This window comes from Streptomyces sp. NPDC102360 (genome assembly GCF_044766085.1).
Lineage (GTDB): Bacteria > Actinomycetota > Actinomycetes > Streptomycetales > Streptomycetaceae > Streptomyces.
Window position 1 is genome coordinate 1 of record NZ_JBIWLG010000009.1, and the last position, 14,538, is coordinate 14,538.

12 protein-coding genes are annotated in these 14,538 nt (G+C 71.3%); 5 read left to right on the top strand and 7 right to left on the bottom strand.

Features of this window, described 5'->3' with window-relative positions:
* Window positions 1-182 precede the first annotated feature (182 nt).
* The 4 genes from ACIRHA_RS29550 to ACIRHA_RS29565 all read right to left on the bottom strand — a co-directional run bounded on the left by ACIRHA_RS29550 (window position 183) and on the right by ACIRHA_RS29565 (window position 4,943).
* Window positions 183-1,208, bottom strand: a complete 1,026-nt coding sequence (locus tag ACIRHA_RS29550) for a hypothetical protein (protein ID WP_403852171.1) — start codon at window positions 1,206-1,208, stop codon at window positions 183-185.
* A gap of 80 nt (window positions 1,209-1,288) precedes the next feature.
* Window positions 1,289-2,248, bottom strand: coding sequence for an N-acetylneuraminate synthase family protein (locus ACIRHA_RS29555; protein WP_403852173.1), 960 nt, complete (start codon window positions 2,246-2,248; stop codon window positions 1,289-1,291).
* A gap of 14 nt (window positions 2,249-2,262) precedes the next feature.
* On the bottom strand, window positions 2,263-3,588 hold the full coding sequence (locus tag ACIRHA_RS29560) for a cytidylyltransferase domain-containing protein (protein WP_403852175.1): 1,326 nt from the start codon (window positions 3,586-3,588) through the stop codon (window positions 2,263-2,265).
* Window positions 3,589-3,641: 53 nt separating this feature from the next.
* Window positions 3,642-4,943, bottom strand: coding sequence for a DUF6716 putative glycosyltransferase (locus tag ACIRHA_RS29565; protein WP_403852178.1), 1,302 nt, complete (start codon window positions 4,941-4,943; stop codon window positions 3,642-3,644).
* A 198-nt stretch (window positions 4,944-5,141) separates the two neighbouring features.
* Between ACIRHA_RS29565 and ACIRHA_RS29570 the strand changes: the two genes are divergently transcribed.
* From ACIRHA_RS29570 to ACIRHA_RS29580, 3 genes are read left to right on the top strand one after another with little or no spacing between them, the layout of a single operon-like run.
* A complete protein-coding gene (locus tag ACIRHA_RS29570) occupies window positions 5,142-6,119 on the top strand; it encodes a glycosyltransferase family 2 protein (RefSeq protein WP_403852181.1) in 978 nt (325 codons plus the stop codon).
* On the top strand, window positions 6,116-7,585 hold the full coding sequence (locus tag ACIRHA_RS29575) for a polysialyltransferase family glycosyltransferase (RefSeq protein ID WP_403852183.1): 1,470 nt from the start codon (window positions 6,116-6,118) through the stop codon (window positions 7,583-7,585). The genes ACIRHA_RS29570 and ACIRHA_RS29575 overlap by 4 nt, the downstream gene beginning before the upstream one ends.
* Window positions 7,582-8,736 (top strand): acyltransferase family protein, encoded by a 1,155-nt coding sequence (locus tag ACIRHA_RS29580; protein WP_403852185.1) that lies wholly within the window; start codon window positions 7,582-7,584, stop codon window positions 8,734-8,736. Before ACIRHA_RS29575 ends, ACIRHA_RS29580 begins: the two co-directional genes overlap by 4 nt.
* On the opposite strand, the gene ACIRHA_RS29585 is transcribed toward ACIRHA_RS29580, so the two are convergent.
* Complete coding sequence (locus tag ACIRHA_RS29585; RefSeq protein ID WP_403852188.1) at window positions 8,721-9,401, bottom strand: TetR/AcrR family transcriptional regulator C-terminal domain-containing protein; 681 nt, start codon at window positions 9,399-9,401, stop codon at window positions 8,721-8,723. The genes ACIRHA_RS29580 and ACIRHA_RS29585 overlap by 16 nt on opposite strands.
* A 69-nt stretch (window positions 9,402-9,470) precedes the next feature.
* On the opposite strand from ACIRHA_RS29585, the gene ACIRHA_RS29590 reads away from it, so the two are divergent.
* Window positions 9,471-10,940, top strand: coding sequence for an FAD-dependent monooxygenase (locus ACIRHA_RS29590; protein ID WP_403852190.1), 1,470 nt, complete (start codon window positions 9,471-9,473; stop codon window positions 10,938-10,940).
* 18 nt (window positions 10,941-10,958) lie between these two features.
* Here the strand turns inward: ACIRHA_RS29590 and leuE are convergent, their stop codons facing one another.
* Together leuE and ACIRHA_RS29600 are read right to left on the bottom strand one after the other, a co-directional pair.
* A complete protein-coding gene (gene leuE / locus ACIRHA_RS29595) occupies window positions 10,959-11,615 on the bottom strand; it encodes a leucine efflux protein LeuE (protein WP_403852192.1) in 657 nt (218 codons plus the stop codon).
* A 170-nt stretch (window positions 11,616-11,785) separates the two neighbouring features.
* On the bottom strand, window positions 11,786-13,366 hold the full coding sequence (locus ACIRHA_RS29600; protein ID WP_403852195.1) for a methylmalonyl-CoA mutase: 1,581 nt from the start codon (window positions 13,364-13,366) through the stop codon (window positions 11,786-11,788).
* Between the two features lie 192 nt (window positions 13,367-13,558).
* Here ACIRHA_RS29600 and ACIRHA_RS29605 point away from each other — a divergent pair, with 192 nt between their 5' ends.
* On the top strand, window positions 13,559-14,374 hold the full coding sequence (locus ACIRHA_RS29605; RefSeq protein ID WP_403852198.1) for a L,D-transpeptidase family protein: 816 nt from the start codon (window positions 13,559-13,561) through the stop codon (window positions 14,372-14,374).
* Window positions 14,375-14,538 lie beyond the last annotated feature (164 nt).

Below are 14,538 nucleotides of genomic sequence, written 5' to 3' on the forward strand. Positions count from 1 at the left end.
CCCCGCGCGCGCCGGGGGGGGGGGGGGGGGCCCGCCGGCGGGGGGGGGGGGCGCCCCCCCCCCCCCCCCCCGGGGGGCGCGCCCCCCCGCGGCTCCCGGGCCGAACCCCGGGGCTCCGCCCCGGACCCCGCTGCTCAATCGCCGCAGGGGCTTGAAAGGCTCACCCGCCGCAGGGGCGCGGACTAAAGCGCCCGCACCGCGCCCCGCGCCGACCCCGAGATCCCCGCCAAGAACCCCTGCGCATGGTCGGAGACACCCTGGCGAAGCCACGCCGGATCGATCTCACAGACCGCGACCTTCACACCCGTCCCCGCGAGAGCGATCGGCAGCGTGTGCACCACGGTCGACGGAAAGCTGAGGATCGTCCGGCCTATGGGGCCGCGCCTGGCGATCAGTTCCAGGGGGAGATCGGGGCGGACGATCTCCAGGCCGGTCTCGACGGCAAGCCGGTGGAGCTTGTCGGCGCTCTCGCGGCGATGCGCGAAGTAGCGGGTGGCACCGTGCGCACGGGCCAGTTCGCGAACCGCGCCGAGGTACCGCTCCAGGTCGACGACTCCCGTCTCCACCAGGGAGGTTCCGACCATGTCGGCGCCGCGCGTGATGCGCGGCGGGCCGAAGCGGGCGCGGGTCCAGGCGTAGTCGTTGGAGGACACGGTGACGCCCTCGGGGGCCTCGGCCACCGGCATCGACGTGAACACGGACACGGAGTCGCGCCGCGCGTGCGCGGTGAGTCTGCGGCGTGCGGCGGCCGCGACGGGGCCGAAGACGAGGTCGCGCGGGCCCGTCCTGCCGCCGCGCCGGTGCCAGCGCACGAGCCGTTCGCCGCGCACCAGTTGGGCGACGAACTCCATGGTGGCGGTGCCGTCGTCGACGACGACGAGTTCGCGGGCGCGGGTGATCGTGAGCAGCAGCTGTACGTAGCGGGAGAACGGGTCGCCGAGGACGATCCGGTCGGCCCGGCGCAGCGAGGGGGCGAGCCCGCCGATCGTCTGGAAGGGCGCGGCGGCGCCGCCGCGGGCCTCCTCCCAGCGCACCGTGTGTCCTTCGGTGCGGGCGAGCTGGGCCATGCGGCGCAGCTGGCCGCGGGTCATCGGGTCGGTGGGCGAGAGCACCACGACGGTCGCGGTGACCTCCTGGTGGTGTGCCCACTCCAGGACGTTGAGGAGCTGTACCGGGCTCTCGACGAAGCACAACGTACTGCCGGACATGCGGGCCCTCCCGAGGGCGCCGGGGCGGCCGGGCGCGGTCTGTACCGCGCCCGGCCGCCCACGATTCGTTCCGAAGTTCGTCAGACGCCCACCGGCTCACCGGCGGCGACGGCGATCTCCGCGTCGGCGACGACGCCCGGGACGCGGCGCAGCTTCTTCATCGGGCCGAGCTCGGACTCGTAGACCTTCTTGACGCCGTCGCCGAGCGCGGTCTCGATGACGCGGATGTCGCGCACCAGGCGCTCCAGGCCCTGCGGCTCGACGGAGGCGGCCTGGTCGGAGCCCCACATCGTGCGGTCGAGGGTGATGTGGCGCTCGACGAAGGTGGCGCCGAGGGCGACGGCCGCGAGCGTGGTCTGCAGGCCGGGCTCGTGGCCGGAGTAGCCGATCGGGACGTTCGGGAACTCGGCCTGGAGGCTGTTGATGACGCGCAGGTTGAGCTCCTCGGCCTTGGCCGGGTACGTCGACGTGGCGTGGCACATCAGGATGTTGTCGCTGCCGAGGACCTCCACCGCGTGGCGGATCTGCTTCGGCGTCGACATGCCGGTGGAGAGGATGACGGTGCGGCCGGTGGCGCGCAGCGCGCGGAGCAGCTCGTCGTCCGTGAGGGACGCGGAGGCCACCTTGTGGGCGGGGACGTCGAACTTCTCCAGGAAGGCGACGGCCTCGGTGTCCCACGGGGAGGCGAACCAGTCGATGCCGCGCTTCTTGCAGTACTCGTCGATGGCCCGGTACTCGTCCTCGCCGAACTCGACGCGGTGCCGGTAGTCGATGTACGTCATGCGGCCCCAGGGGGTGTCCCGCTCGATGTCCCACTGGTCGCGCGGCGTGCAGATCTCCGGGGTGCGCTTCTGGAACTTGACGGCGTCGCAGCCGGCCTCGGCGGCGGCGTCGATCAGCCGGAACGCGTTCTCCAGGTCACCGTTGTGGTTGATGCCGATCTCGCCGGTGATGTAGACGGGGCGGCCCGGGCCGGCCTCGCGCGAACCGAACTTGCGGACACGGGAGTCAGCGGCGTGGGAAACAGGCGCGTTGGACATGATGATTGCGTTCCTTACTTTTCGAGGGAGTCGAGAGAAGGGCCGAGGATCCAGCTGGCGATCTCTCGGATCGCGCCTTCGCCTCCGGGGACGGTGGTGACGGCGCGTGCGGCGCCGCGCACGACGTCATGGGCGCTCGCGACCGCCACGGGCCAGCCCGCGAGGGCGAAGCACGGGAGGTCGTTGACGTCGTTGCCGACGTAGAGCACGCGCTCGGGCGCGATGCCCTGCTCCTCGCACCACTGCTTGAGTGCGAGGTCCTTGCGGTCGATGCCGTGCAGGACCGGGATCTTGAGCTTCCGGGCCCGTGCGGCGACGACCGGGTTCACCTCCGTGGACAGGATCAGCAGTTCGAGGCCGCTCTTGCGGAGGGCCGCGATGCCGAGGCCGTCACCGCGGTGCACGGTGACGAACTCCCGTCCGTCGGAGTCGATCAGCACCTTGTCGTCGGTCTGGGTGCCGTCGAAGTCGAGGACGACCGCGTCGATGTCTTCCTTGGCGGGAAGCGTCGACTGCTGGTCGAAGAGGGGGGCCAGCGCGCGGGCGCGGGCCAGGTCGTGCGGGTCGTCGATCTCCAGGACCCGCGCGGGGTCGGTACGGACGAGTTCCGTGCGGCCGAAGAAGCGGTGCTCGTGGCGGCGGAATCCGCTGGTCTCCATGCCGTAGACGGCGCCGGTCTCCAGGAGGTCCTGGGGCCGGTCCTGGCGCATCTGGCGTTGGGACTTGTCGTGGTTGACGCCGTAGCCGCCGCCGGTCGCGGTCCCGGTCTTCCGGTCGGCGAGGACGGCGACGCCGCCCGCCTCGGCGGCCGCGCCGTGCACGGTCGCGGGCCGCGGCTCGTCATCTTCGTGGCGCCATACGAACCCGTGGAAGGGGGCGACCGTGAGCGCGCTGTCGGCCCCCTTGCCGAGGATCGCGCCGACCACCGCGTCGATGTCCTCCCGTACGAGGAAGGGGCTGGTGCACTGGACGAGCAGCACCACGTCGACGGCCGCGCCGTGCAGCGCCTCGTGTGCGTCCATGGCGTGCAGCACGGCGGCCTCGGAGCTGGACTTGTCGCCGGCGATGGCGACGGGCCGGGTGACGACCTCGGCGCCCGCGTCCCGCGCGGCGGCGGCGATGGCGGCGTCGTCGGTGGAGACCACGACGTCGGTGACCTGCCGGGTGGCGAGGCACTCGCGCACGGCGCGGGCCACCAGGGGCACGCCGCCGACCGGGGCCAGGTTCTTCGCCGGTACGCCCTTGGAGCCGCCACGGGCGGGGATCACGGCGAGGACGCGGCGGACGGGGGCGGCGAGGTCCGCCTCCGGGACGCCCTGCACCGTCTCGAGGTCGGTCATGTGCGCTTCTCCTTCAGGGAGTTGGTCGTTCCTCAGAGGCCTCAGGTGCGGGCTCACAGCTCCCCCATCCGCCGGATCACGGGGGCGACGCGCTGCACTCCGTGCCGGTAGGCGCCGCGGGCGGCCCGGCGCACGACCTGCCGCACGGGGCCCGGCGACCGGTCGGCCGCGGGCGCGCCGGGCAGCGGGCTGCCGTCGGGTGCGAGGTGGTGGCGGGCGAGGATGCGCGGCAGGTAGCCGGGCGCGGTGGTGCGGCTGTAGTACGGCGACAGCGGGGACCGGTCCTTGGCGAGCAGGTCGGCGACCGTGGCCCGCGCTCCGTCGAAGGCGCGCTCGTACGTGCCGTCGGCGGCGACGCCCTGCCGGGCGAGCCAGCCGGGGTCCGGTTCGGGCCGCAGGCCCGCGTCCAACTGGTCCCAGGAAGCGAGGCAGTTGGAACCGGTGAAGTGGTGGTTGCCGAGCGCTTCCCGTACACCCAGATCGGTGAGCAGCGCGGTCGGGATGCGCCGGTGGAGGGATTCGAGCGCGGCGGTGGAGCTGACCGTGACGAGCAGGTCCGTACGGTCGAGGATCTCGCCCATGTTCCCGTACACGAGCCGGAGGTTGGCCGGCATGTCGCGGCGCTGCGCGAGCTTCTGGTAGGGGATCTCCTCGATGTGCGTGGTGTGCTCGCCGGGCTTGCTGCGCAGCTTGAGCAGCACCTCGCGGTCGGGGTGCGACTCGGCGTGCCGGACGAGGCGGCCCAGGAGGTAGTCCCGGTCGGCCGCGGTGTCCGGTACGGACGGCTGGGCGGCGAAGGTCACCGTGTACGGCTCGCGTTCACCGGTGTACGGCTCGCCGCCGAGGAACGGCAGCGCGCACTCGGTCACCGCCGAGGCGTCCGCGCCCACCCCCTCGTACACGGCGCGGAACCGGTCCGCGTCGTAGGCGGAGTTGGCGAGCACCACGTCGGCGCCGTGCCGCAGGAGGAGTCCGTCGGCGAGCTTCTCGTAGACGACGCCGACGTAGCCGGTGACGACGACGGGGCGTCGCACGGCTCCACGCCAGGCGTGGGCGAGGCCGTGCAGGACGGCCTGGACTCCCCCGCCGACGACGGCGAGCACCACCACGTCGTACGCTTCGGGCTTCACCTCGCGGAGGAATTCGACGGCCGTGACCTCGCGCAGGCTGTCGGCGCGGACGCCGATCTCGCGGAGCTGGCGCGGGGTCGGGGTGGCCCGGCCGCGCAGCAGGTAACCGTCGAGTGCGACGCCGTCGGGGGCGATGCGGGAGGCGGTGAGCGACCCCCATTTCCACCGGGTGTCGGAGTCCGCGAGCACGGCGACCCTGAGCTGCTTTCCGTTCCTTACTGGCACACCGAAGAAGTTAGGAAGCAATTCCGAGCCGCGGCCCAACCAGAATGCAACAAAGGGTTAACAGCACACCGACGAATGGCGAATCGGCCCCGGAAACGGCTCGCGCCAGGGCCGGTTAACGGTACCGCCACGCTTCGTTCACCTGACATCCAGCCACCGGTCAAGACGAATGCCGGGCCGCGCCCTAACGTCACCGTCGTGGTCAAGCTCTCCGTCATCGTGCCGTTCTACAACGTGCAGCAATACGCGCCCGACACCCTCAGAAGTCTGCGAGCGAACGCACGCGACGACTTCGAATTCATTCTCGTCGACGACTGCTCGAAGGACGAGACACCGGACATTCTCGCGCGCGCCGAGCGCGAGCTGCCCGGCGCGGTCGTCGTGCGACACGAAAAGAACGGAGGACTCGCGACCGCCCGCAACACCGGACTCGACAGAGCCCGCGGCGAATACCTCGCCTTCCTGGACGGCGACGACTGGCTCGCGCCCGGGTACTACGCGCGGCTGCTTGCCGCCATAGAGGGCCTGGGCTGCGACTTCGTGCGCACGGATCACGTGCAGTGCACGGCGCGGGCCCGCTCGGTGCACCGCTTTCCGCACGGTCTGCGCGATGTCGTCATGGACCCGCGCGCGGCGATCCTGCCCGCCGACCGCTCGACCGCCGTCGACTACGCGTACGCGTGGGCCGGCATGTACCACCGGCGGCTCGCCGACGAGGGTCTGCTGCACTTCACCGACGGGCTTCGCACGGCGGAGGACAGGCCGTGGATCTGGCGGCTGCACCGCGAGGCGAAATCCTTTGCCGCGGTGAGCGCTTTGGGCGTTTTCTATCGCCGCGGCGTCTCGTCCTCGCTCACTCAGATCGGTGACGTACGTCAGCTCGATTTCATCCGGGCATTCGATCAGGTCGTCCGGGAAACAGCCCAGGACCGGGACGCGGAGCTGCTTCTCCCGAAGGCCGTGCGTACGTACTGCGCCATCATTTCCCACCACTTGGGATCCATCGAAAGGTTCGAACCACCCGTGGCCCGCACATTGAAGTCGCTCAGCGCGGCCGCGCTCAAGCGCATGCCGCAGGGGGTGCTCGACGACGCGCTCGACTCGATGGACACCCAGCGGGCCACGCGCCTGCGCCGGCTGCGCCGCCGCCCGGTCAGCGCGGAGGTCACGGCATGACGACGCACACGACGAAGCGTGGCACGACCCGGATTCTGCTGGCCTCGACCCTGTACGGCGCCGCGACGCTCGCGGCCGCCATGGACGCGGGCAGGTTCACCCCGGCGGACCGCACGCTGCTGCTGATCGCCAACAACGCGGCGACGCCCGAGACCACCCCCGCAGTCGACGAGATGCCCGGCTTCGAGCAGCTGCGGGACCGCTTCGACGGCATCCTGTCGTGGAACGAGGCCATCTCCCCCTTCCACCCCGGCAGTTGGTCGCCGCGTACCGACGACATCCCGCTGTGGGAACGCTACTTGCGGCTCACGTGGGACCTCGGCGACGACAGCATCGAGCTGGCCGTGGAGTCCATCCAGGTCAACCCGGCGATGGCCGTCGCGCAGATCTTCGCGGGCGCCCCGGTCGACGTGTACGCGGACGGCCTGATGAGCTACGGGCCGACCCGCAACAAGATCGACCCGCTGATCGGCACGCGGGTGCGCCGCCTGCTCCACCTGGACCTGGTGCCGGGCCTGAAGCCGCTGCTGCTCACGGAGTTCGGCGTCGGGCCCGAGGTCGTCCCCACCGAGGTCTTCCTCAAGGTGCTCGCCGACCTGTGCGACGCGGCGGGCGACCTGCCGCGCCTGCCCGGCACTGCATTCTCCCGGGGGATGACCCCCGGACCCCCAGCCGGACAAGCAGGCCGACCAGGGACGGGGGGAGAACATGGTGCGGGAAATCCGTACGGGCCCGCGCTCCTCCTCGGCCAGTACCTCTCCGCCCTCGGCATCCTCACGGCCGACGAGGAGGAGGACCTGCACGTAAGGATGATGCGCGGCGCGGCCCAACTGGGCCACAAGCACGTGGTGTTCAAGCCGCACCCCACCGCCCCGGCCCGCTGGTCGCGCGTCCTGGAGAAGGAGGCGCAGCGCCTCGGCGTCGAGCTGACCGTCCTGGAGACGCCCGTCCTCGCCGAGGTCCTGTACCAGCGGATGCGCCCGGTCCTCGTCGTCGGCTGCTTCTCCACGGCGCTGCTCACGGCAAGCGCCCTGTACGGCATCCCGGTGGCGCGCATCGGCACGTCGACGCTCCTGGACCGGCTCACGCCGTACCAGAACAGCAACCGGGTGCCGGTCACCATCGTCGACGCGCTGCTGCCCGACCTGGCCGACCGCACGGCGGTGGAGGCGCAGGAACAGCCGTTGCCGGTAGGCGAGTTGGACGAGCTGCTGCGCGCGGTCGGCTACGCCATGCAGGCCAAGATCTACCCGGAGCTGCGCCGCCCCGCGGAGCGCTATCTCGCGGCCCGCCTCGATGCCCGCACCTGGCGCTACTTCAAGCGGCGCCGCCTCACCTCGCTCGCCCTGCCCGGCGCGATCCCGTCCCAGTTCGCCTTCATCCCGCGCAACGCGACGGTGCGCAGGGTCGCGAAGCGGGCCCGCTCCCTCAAGCGGTCGGCCCTCAAGCGGGCGGCCCTCGGATGACGGCTCCCGGCACGACGCTGCCCTCACTCCCCGCACCCCAGACGGAGCCGCAGGCGAAGGCCGTGCCCACGCGCCCCTCGTCCCGCCTGTACGCCCTGGACGGGCTGCGGCTGCTCGCGGCGCTGATGGTGGCGGCGTACCACTACGGAGGCAGGGACGGCGAGATCTCCCAGGCCTGGGGGTCGTCGCCGCAGGACCAGTTCCCCACCCTGCACGGCTGGTTCGCGTACGGCTGTCTGGGCGTGCAGATCTTCTTCGTGATCAGCGGCTTCGTGATCTGCATGAGCGGCTGGGGCAGACCCCTGCGCTCCTTCTTCGCCTCGCGCGCGTCCCGCCTGCTGCCTTCCTACTGGGTGGCGATCGTCCTGGTGACGGCCGTCTTCGCGCTGCCGGTCGTCGTCTACAAGGCGGTGTCGCCCAGCGACGCGCTCGTGAACCTGACCATGCTCCAGCAACCCCTGGGTGTCGACCGGGTGTTGGGCGTGTGCTGGACCCTCTGGGCGGAGCTGCGCTTCTACGCCCTGTTCGCGCTCTGCGTCGTGCTTCCGGGCGCGACCCGGCACCGCGTGGTGCTGTTCTGCGCGGTGTGGACGCTGGCGGCGGTACTCGCGGAGGGCTCGGGCGAGCCGCTCGCGACGCTCGTCCTGATGCCGGAGTACGCGCCGTTCTTCATCGGCGGCATCGGCCTGTACCTGGTCCACCGCAACCGGCACGACGTCACGGCGTGGGGCATCGTCGCGGTGAGCTGGCTGATCGGCCAGCACTTCGCGGTCGACCGGACGTGGCACGCGCCGAACCCGGACTTCTTCTCCTACCGCTCCTCGTTCGGGATCACCGTCGTGGTCACGCTCGGCTTCGCGGCGGTGGCGGCGATCGCGCTCGGCTGGACGAGCTGGGCGAACTGGCGCTGGCTGACGGTCGCCGGCGCCCTCACCTACCCCTTCTACCTGGTCCACGAGCACCTGGGCTGGGTGGCCATCGCGGCGCTGCACCGGCGCGTCGGACTGCCGTCGTGGGCCACGTTCGGGGCGACGGTCGCCGTCATGCTGACCCTCGCCTGGCTGCTGAACCGTTACGTCGAGAAATGGGCGACGCCGCTGCTGCGCAGGTCGCTCAACCGCCGGCCGACGGCCGCTCAGCCCACCGCGTAGCGCGCCTCGATCCCCGCGACGATCAGCCGCAGCCCCTCCTCGAACCGCTCGTCGTACGCCGCGAAGAGCTGACCGCCCGCGGCGGCGGCGAGCGGGTAGTCGGCGAGCTTCTCCGCGCGCTCGGCGACGTCGACGGGTGCCGACTCCTCGGCGGACGCCGGGCGCATGCCCTGCTCCTCCGTGACGAAGCCGAGCGTGTACATGTACGCGGTGGTGCTCGCCCAGGCGGCCTGGTCGGCGGTGAAACCGGCGTCGATGAGCAGGCGCAGGTTCGCCTCCAGCTCCGGGCCGTGGTCGGTGCCCGTGAACCGTGAGCCGCTGAAGACCTTCGCGCCGTCGCGGTAGTCCAGGAGCGTGGCGCGCAGCTGCCGGTTGCCCTGGATCAGCCACTCCTGCCAGGAGCCCGCGGGCTCGTACGAGGCCTCCCCGCCCGCTTCTCCCGCCCGGGTCATGCGCCGGAACATCACGGTCGCCATCTCGTCGAGCAGCGCCTGCTTGTTCTTGAAGTGCCAGTACAGGGCGGGCGCCTGCACGTTCAGCTGCTTGGCGATGGCGCGCAGCGTCAGCCCTTCGAGACCCACGTCGTTCAGCAGGTCGAGGGCGGTGTCGGCGACGTGACTGCGGTCGAGCCTGGGCTTCTCATTCTGCTTCTTCTTCTCGGACACGCTTGACAGTTTAACGCCGTTAAGTCCATGCTCGGAGACATCGAGCTTAACGGCGTTAAGGAGACGGTGATGGATGCGGCGATGGATGGTGTGCCGACGGATGTACTGATCGTGGGCGCGGGCCCGACGGGCCTGGCGCTCGCGGTCGACCTGGCGCGGCGCGGGACGCGGGCGATGCTGGTCGAGCGGGCGGACGGCCTGTTCCCCGGCTCGCGCGGCAAGGGCCTGCAGCCGCGCACCCAGGAGGTGCTGTACGACCTCGGGGTCCTGGCCGCGATCCACGCGGCGGGCACGCGGTACCCGAGCATGCGGGTCTGGGAGGGCGCGGAGCCCGGCCAGGAGTGGGACATGATGGAGCGCTCCGAGCCGAGCGAGCAGGTCCCTTACGCGGAGGGCTGGTTGATACCGCAGTCCCGTACGCAGGAAGTGCTGTACGCGCGGCTGCGGGAGCTGGGCGGCGAGGTCCGCTTCGGCGCGGGACTGAGCGGTCTCGCGCAGGACGCGGAGGGTGTGACGGCGTCGTTCGAGGACGGCTCGGCGGTGCGGGCGCGGTACGCGGTGGCTGCGGACGGCGGCCGCTCCACGGTCCGGCGGGCGCTCGGGATCGGCATGACCGGGGAGACCGTGGACCCGAAGCCGATGCTGGTGGCGGACGTGCGGATCACGGACGACGCCCCGCTGCCTGACACGCACTGGCATGTGTGGCCGAAGGCGGCGGAGGGCGGCGTGGCCTTCTGCCCGCTGCCGCCCGACCCGTCGCGGCAGGGCCGCGTGTTCCAGTTGGCGGCGCAGTTCGCGGACGAGTCGGCGGTGGTGGACACGTCACCGGAGGCGGTGACCAAGCTGCTGGCCACCCGCACCGCGCTCTTCGAAGAGCACATCGCCGAGGTGCTGTGGGCCTCGGACTTCAAGGCGCGTGCGGCGATGGCGGACCGTTTCCGGGTGGGCCGGGTCTTCCTCGCGGGCGACGCGGCGCACATCCACTCCCCGGCCGGCGGTCAGGGCCTGAACACAAGCGTGCAGGACGCGTACAACCTGGGCTGGAAGCTGGCGGCGGTGCTGTCCGGCGCACCCGCGCGGCTCCTGGACACGTACGAGGAGGAGCGGATGCCGGTGGCGGAGGGCATCCTCGGCATCAGTACCCGCATCCACCACGCGAGCGCCGGGGGCACGCCCACGCGGCGGGGCAGTGAGGTGCAGCAACTGGGCATCGGGTACCGGGAGTCGGCGCTGACCCGGGAGACCCGGCCGGGCCTCCCGGACGATGCGCTGCGGGCGGGCGACCGGGCGCCGGACGGCCGGCGGGGCGGGGTGCGGCTGTTCGACGCGTTCCGGGGGCCGCACTGGACGCTGCTCGCGGTGGGCGTGGACTGCGAACTCCCGCGCGTGCACGAGGCGTCCATACGCACGGCCCGCATCCCGGCCTACGAGGCCTACGGCCCGGGTGTGTTCCTGATCCGCCCGGACGGCTATGTGGCGTGGGCCGGGGAGACGGCGGAGGGGGTGGAGACGTATCTGGCGGAGACGGGGGTGGCGTGACGGGCGGTGCCGGGAGTCCTACACGCTGGCCAGCGACAGCTTCACCGCGAAGCCGAGGAAGAGCACACCGGCCGCCGAGGTTGCGCCCGCCGAGAGGCGCCTGCGGCGGCGGAAGGCGGCGGACAGCTTCATGCCGCTGAAGATCAGCGCCGACAGGTAGAGCACGCTGGCCGCCTGCGCGAAGGCGCCGAGCACCACGAAGGAGAGGGCGGGGTACGCGTAGGACGGGTCGACGAACTGAACAAAGAAAGCGATGAAAAACAGAATCGCCTTGGGGTTGAGCAGGCTGATCACGAAGGCACGACGGAAGGGCCGCTCCTGCGCGGGCTCCTCCTCCGCGGCACCGCTCTCGGCCGCGAGCCGTTCCTTGCGGGTGCGCCACATGCTCCACGCGGCGCGCATCATGCCGATGGCGAGCCAGGTCAGGTAGCCGGCGCCGGCGTACTTCACGATCCCGAAGATCACGGAATTGGCCTGGAGCAGGGAGGCGACACCCGCGGCGGAGAGGGTCATCAGGACGGTGTCGCCGCACCACACGCCCGCGGCTGCCTTGTAGCCGGTGCGGATGCCGCGGCGGGCGCCCACGGAGAGCACGTACAGCGAGTTCGGCCCCGGCAGAAGAATGATCAGGGCGAGGCCCGCGAGATAGGTCGGAAGATCGATGACACCCAGCATGCCGGGAGTCTCGCACGCCCGCCCGCTCCCCCGGCCACGGGGCTCCGCCCCGGACCCCGCGCCTCAATCGCCGGCGGGGCTCCAATGGAGCCCCTGCGGCGATTGAGCAGGCCCGTCCGGCAGGACTTTCGGGAAGGGGCGGGGCGGGGAGCAGTCAGCCGGGTGACCGGTCAGAACACGTCCGACGGGACGTACGCGCCCCAGATCCCGCGGAGCGCGTCACAGATCTCGCCCACCGTCGCGCGGGCGCGCAACGCGTCCTTCATCGGATAGAGGACGTTGTCCTCGCCCTCGGCCGCCTTCTTCAGCGCGGAGAGCGCCGCGTCGACCGCCCCCTGATCCCGCTCGGCCCGCAGCTTCGCGAGCCGCTCCGCCTGCTGCGCCTCGATGGCCGGGTCGACGCGGTGCGGCTCGTAGGGCTCCTCCCCGTCGAGCTGGTAGCGGTTGACGCCGACCACGACGCGCTCACCGGAGTCGGTCTCCTGCGCGATCTGGTACGCGCTGCGCTCGATCTCGGACTTCTGGAAGCCGCGCTCGATCGCGTTGACCGCGCCGCCCAACTCCTCGACTTTCTCCATGAGTTCGAGGGCGGCGGCCTCCACGTCGTCCGTCATGCTCTCGACGACGTACGAGCCGGCGAACGGGTCCACCGTCGCCGTCACGTCCGTCTCGTACGCGAGGACCTGCTGCGTACGCAGGGCCAGGCGCGCGGACTTGTCGGTGGGGAGCGCGATCGCCTCGTCGAAGGAGTTGGTGTGGAGGGACTGCGTGCCACCGAGGACCGCGCCGAGGCCCTGGACCGCGACACGGACCAGGTTCACCTCGGGCTGCTGGGCGGTGAGCTGCACGCCCGCCGTCTGCGTGTGGAAGCGGAGCATCAGCGACTTGGGGTTCTTGGCGCCGAACTCCTCCTTCATCACCTTCGCCCAGATCCTGCGCGCGGCACGGAACTTGGCGACCTCCTCCAGGATCGTCGTACGGGCGACGAAGAAGAACGACAGACGCGGGGCGAAGTCGTCGACGTCCATGCCGGCTGCGACGGCCGTACGGACGTACTCGATGCCGTCGGCGAGCGTGAAGGCGATCTCCTGCGCGGGAGAGGCACCCGCCTCGGCCATGTGGTAGCCGGAGATCGAGATGGTGTTCCACTTCGGGATCTCGGCCTTGCAGTACTTGAAGATGTCCGCGATCAGCCGCAGCGAGGGCTTGGGCGGGAAGATGTAGGTGCCGCGGGCGATGTACTCCTTGAGCACGTCGTTCTGGATGGTGCCGGTGAGCTTGTCGGCCGCCACCCCCTGCTCCTCGCCCACGAGTTGGTACATCAGCAGCAGCAGCGCGGCCGGGGCGTTGATCGTCATCGACGTGGAGACCTTCTCCAGCGGGATGCCGCCGAGCAGGACGCGCATGTCCTCGACGGAGTCGATCGCGACGCCCACCTTGCCGACCTCGCCGGAGGCGATCGGGGCGTCGGAGTCGTGGCCCATCTGGGTCGGCAGGTCGAAGGCGACGGACAGGCCCATCGTGCCGTTCTCGATGAGCTGCTTGTAGCGGGCGTTGGACTCGGTGGCCGTACCGAACCCGGCGTACTGCCGCATCGTCCACGGGCGGCCCGTGTACATCGTCGGGTACACGCCGCGCGTGTAGGGGTACGCGCCCGGTTCACCCAGCTTCCGGTCCGGGTCCCAGCCCTCCAGGGCCGACGGGCCGTAGACCGGCTCGATGGGCAGTCCGGACTCGGATTCGCGCGCCATGGTTGTGCCTCCAGCGATGACTTGCCGATGCTTACTTGCCAGTAGTGAACGACCCTCGCGACGGACTGTAGCGGCGGGCGTGCGGCCAGTGGAGAGTCCCGCGCTGGGACCTTGCTCACAGGCTTTCCCACGTTTCGGCGTGGGCAGTATCCGGCGTGACGAGAGAGCACGGCCCGGCAGACGGGGGATGTCATGCGGACAGCTGTCCTACGTTCGATGATCGGCGTCATCGGGACGGTCGTCCTGGTGGGCGGCTGCACGGCCCAGGCCGTGGAGGGCGGGCGGACACCCGACTCGCCCACCGCGACGCACACCCCCTCCGGCGACGACGACGCCAAGCCCTCCGCGACACCTTCCGCGACAGCGACACCCGCCCCCAAGGTTCTCCTCGCCCCCGGCGACAGGACCAAGGACGTACGGGAGCTGCAGGCGCGGCTGCGCCAGGTGGCCTGGCTCTACAACGGGCCCACGGGCACGTACGACGACGTGACCGCCGACGCGGTCAAGGGGTTCCAGGGCAAGCGCGGCCTGCCGCGCACCGGTGAGACGGACGCCGTGACCTGGCAGCGCCTGCTGAACATGACGCACGAGCCGGGCAAGTGGGAGCTGTACCAGTTCGGCGGGCAGCCTCCGGCGAAGCCGGACCCGCGCTGTATGACGGGAAGGGTGATCTGCATCAGCAAGACCAGTCGCACGCTGGCGTGGATGGTGGACGGCAGGCGCGTCCTGACGACGGACGTGCGGTTCGGGTCCCAGTACACGCCGACCCGTGAGGGTGTCTTCCACGTCGACTTCAAGTCCCGGCACCACGTCTCGACGCTCTACGACTCCCCCATGCCGTACGCGATGTTCTTCAGCGGTGGCCAGGCTGTGCACTACTCGTCGGACTTCGCGGCGCGGGGGTACGCGGGGGCCTCGCACGGCTGTGTGAACGTCAAGGACGAGCGGACGGTCGCGCGGCTGTTCGCGCAGGTGAGGACCGGCGACAAGGTCGTCGTGTACTGGTGAGGGGCCTGCGGGTTGAAGTGTTGAGTGGCGCGGGGGGGGCCGGGGGGCCGGGTGCCCCCCCCCCCCGGGGCCCCGCGCCCCCCGGCCCGGGGGAACCCGGGCGCGGGCGCGGCCGATGGACCCACCGCGCACTCCATAATGCGCCCCCGCGTCCCGAAACCGAC

Excerpts from the sequence above, each read along its gene's own strand:
- ACIRHA_RS29575 (WP_403852183.1), top strand. The coding sequence starts at position 6,116 with ATGACGACGCACACGACGAAGCGTGGCACGACCCGGATTCTGCTGGCC.
- ACIRHA_RS29605 (WP_403852198.1), top strand. The coding sequence starts at position 13,559 with ATGCGGACAGCTGTCCTACGTTCGATGATCGGCGTCATCGGGACGGTC.
- leuE (WP_403852192.1), bottom strand. The coding sequence starts at position 11,615 with ATGCTGGGTGTCATCGATCTTCCGACCTATCTCGCGGGCCTCGCCCTG.
- ACIRHA_RS29555 (WP_403852173.1), bottom strand. The coding sequence starts at position 2,248 with ATGTCCAACGCGCCTGTTTCCCACGCCGCTGACTCCCGTGTCCGCAAG.
- ACIRHA_RS29600 (WP_403852195.1), bottom strand. The coding sequence starts at position 13,366 with ATGGCGCGCGAATCCGAGTCCGGACTGCCCATCGAGCCGGTCTACGGC.
- ACIRHA_RS29590 (WP_403852190.1), top strand. The coding sequence starts at position 9,471 with ATGGATGCGGCGATGGATGGTGTGCCGACGGATGTACTGATCGTGGGC.
- ACIRHA_RS29560 (WP_403852175.1), bottom strand. The coding sequence starts at position 3,588 with ATGACCGACCTCGAGACGGTGCAGGGCGTCCCGGAGGCGGACCTCGCC.
- ACIRHA_RS29550 (WP_403852171.1), bottom strand. The coding sequence starts at position 1,208 with ATGTCCGGCAGTACGTTGTGCTTCGTCGAGAGCCCGGTACAGCTCCTC.
- ACIRHA_RS29580 (WP_403852185.1), top strand. The coding sequence starts at position 7,582 with ATGACGGCTCCCGGCACGACGCTGCCCTCACTCCCCGCACCCCAGACG.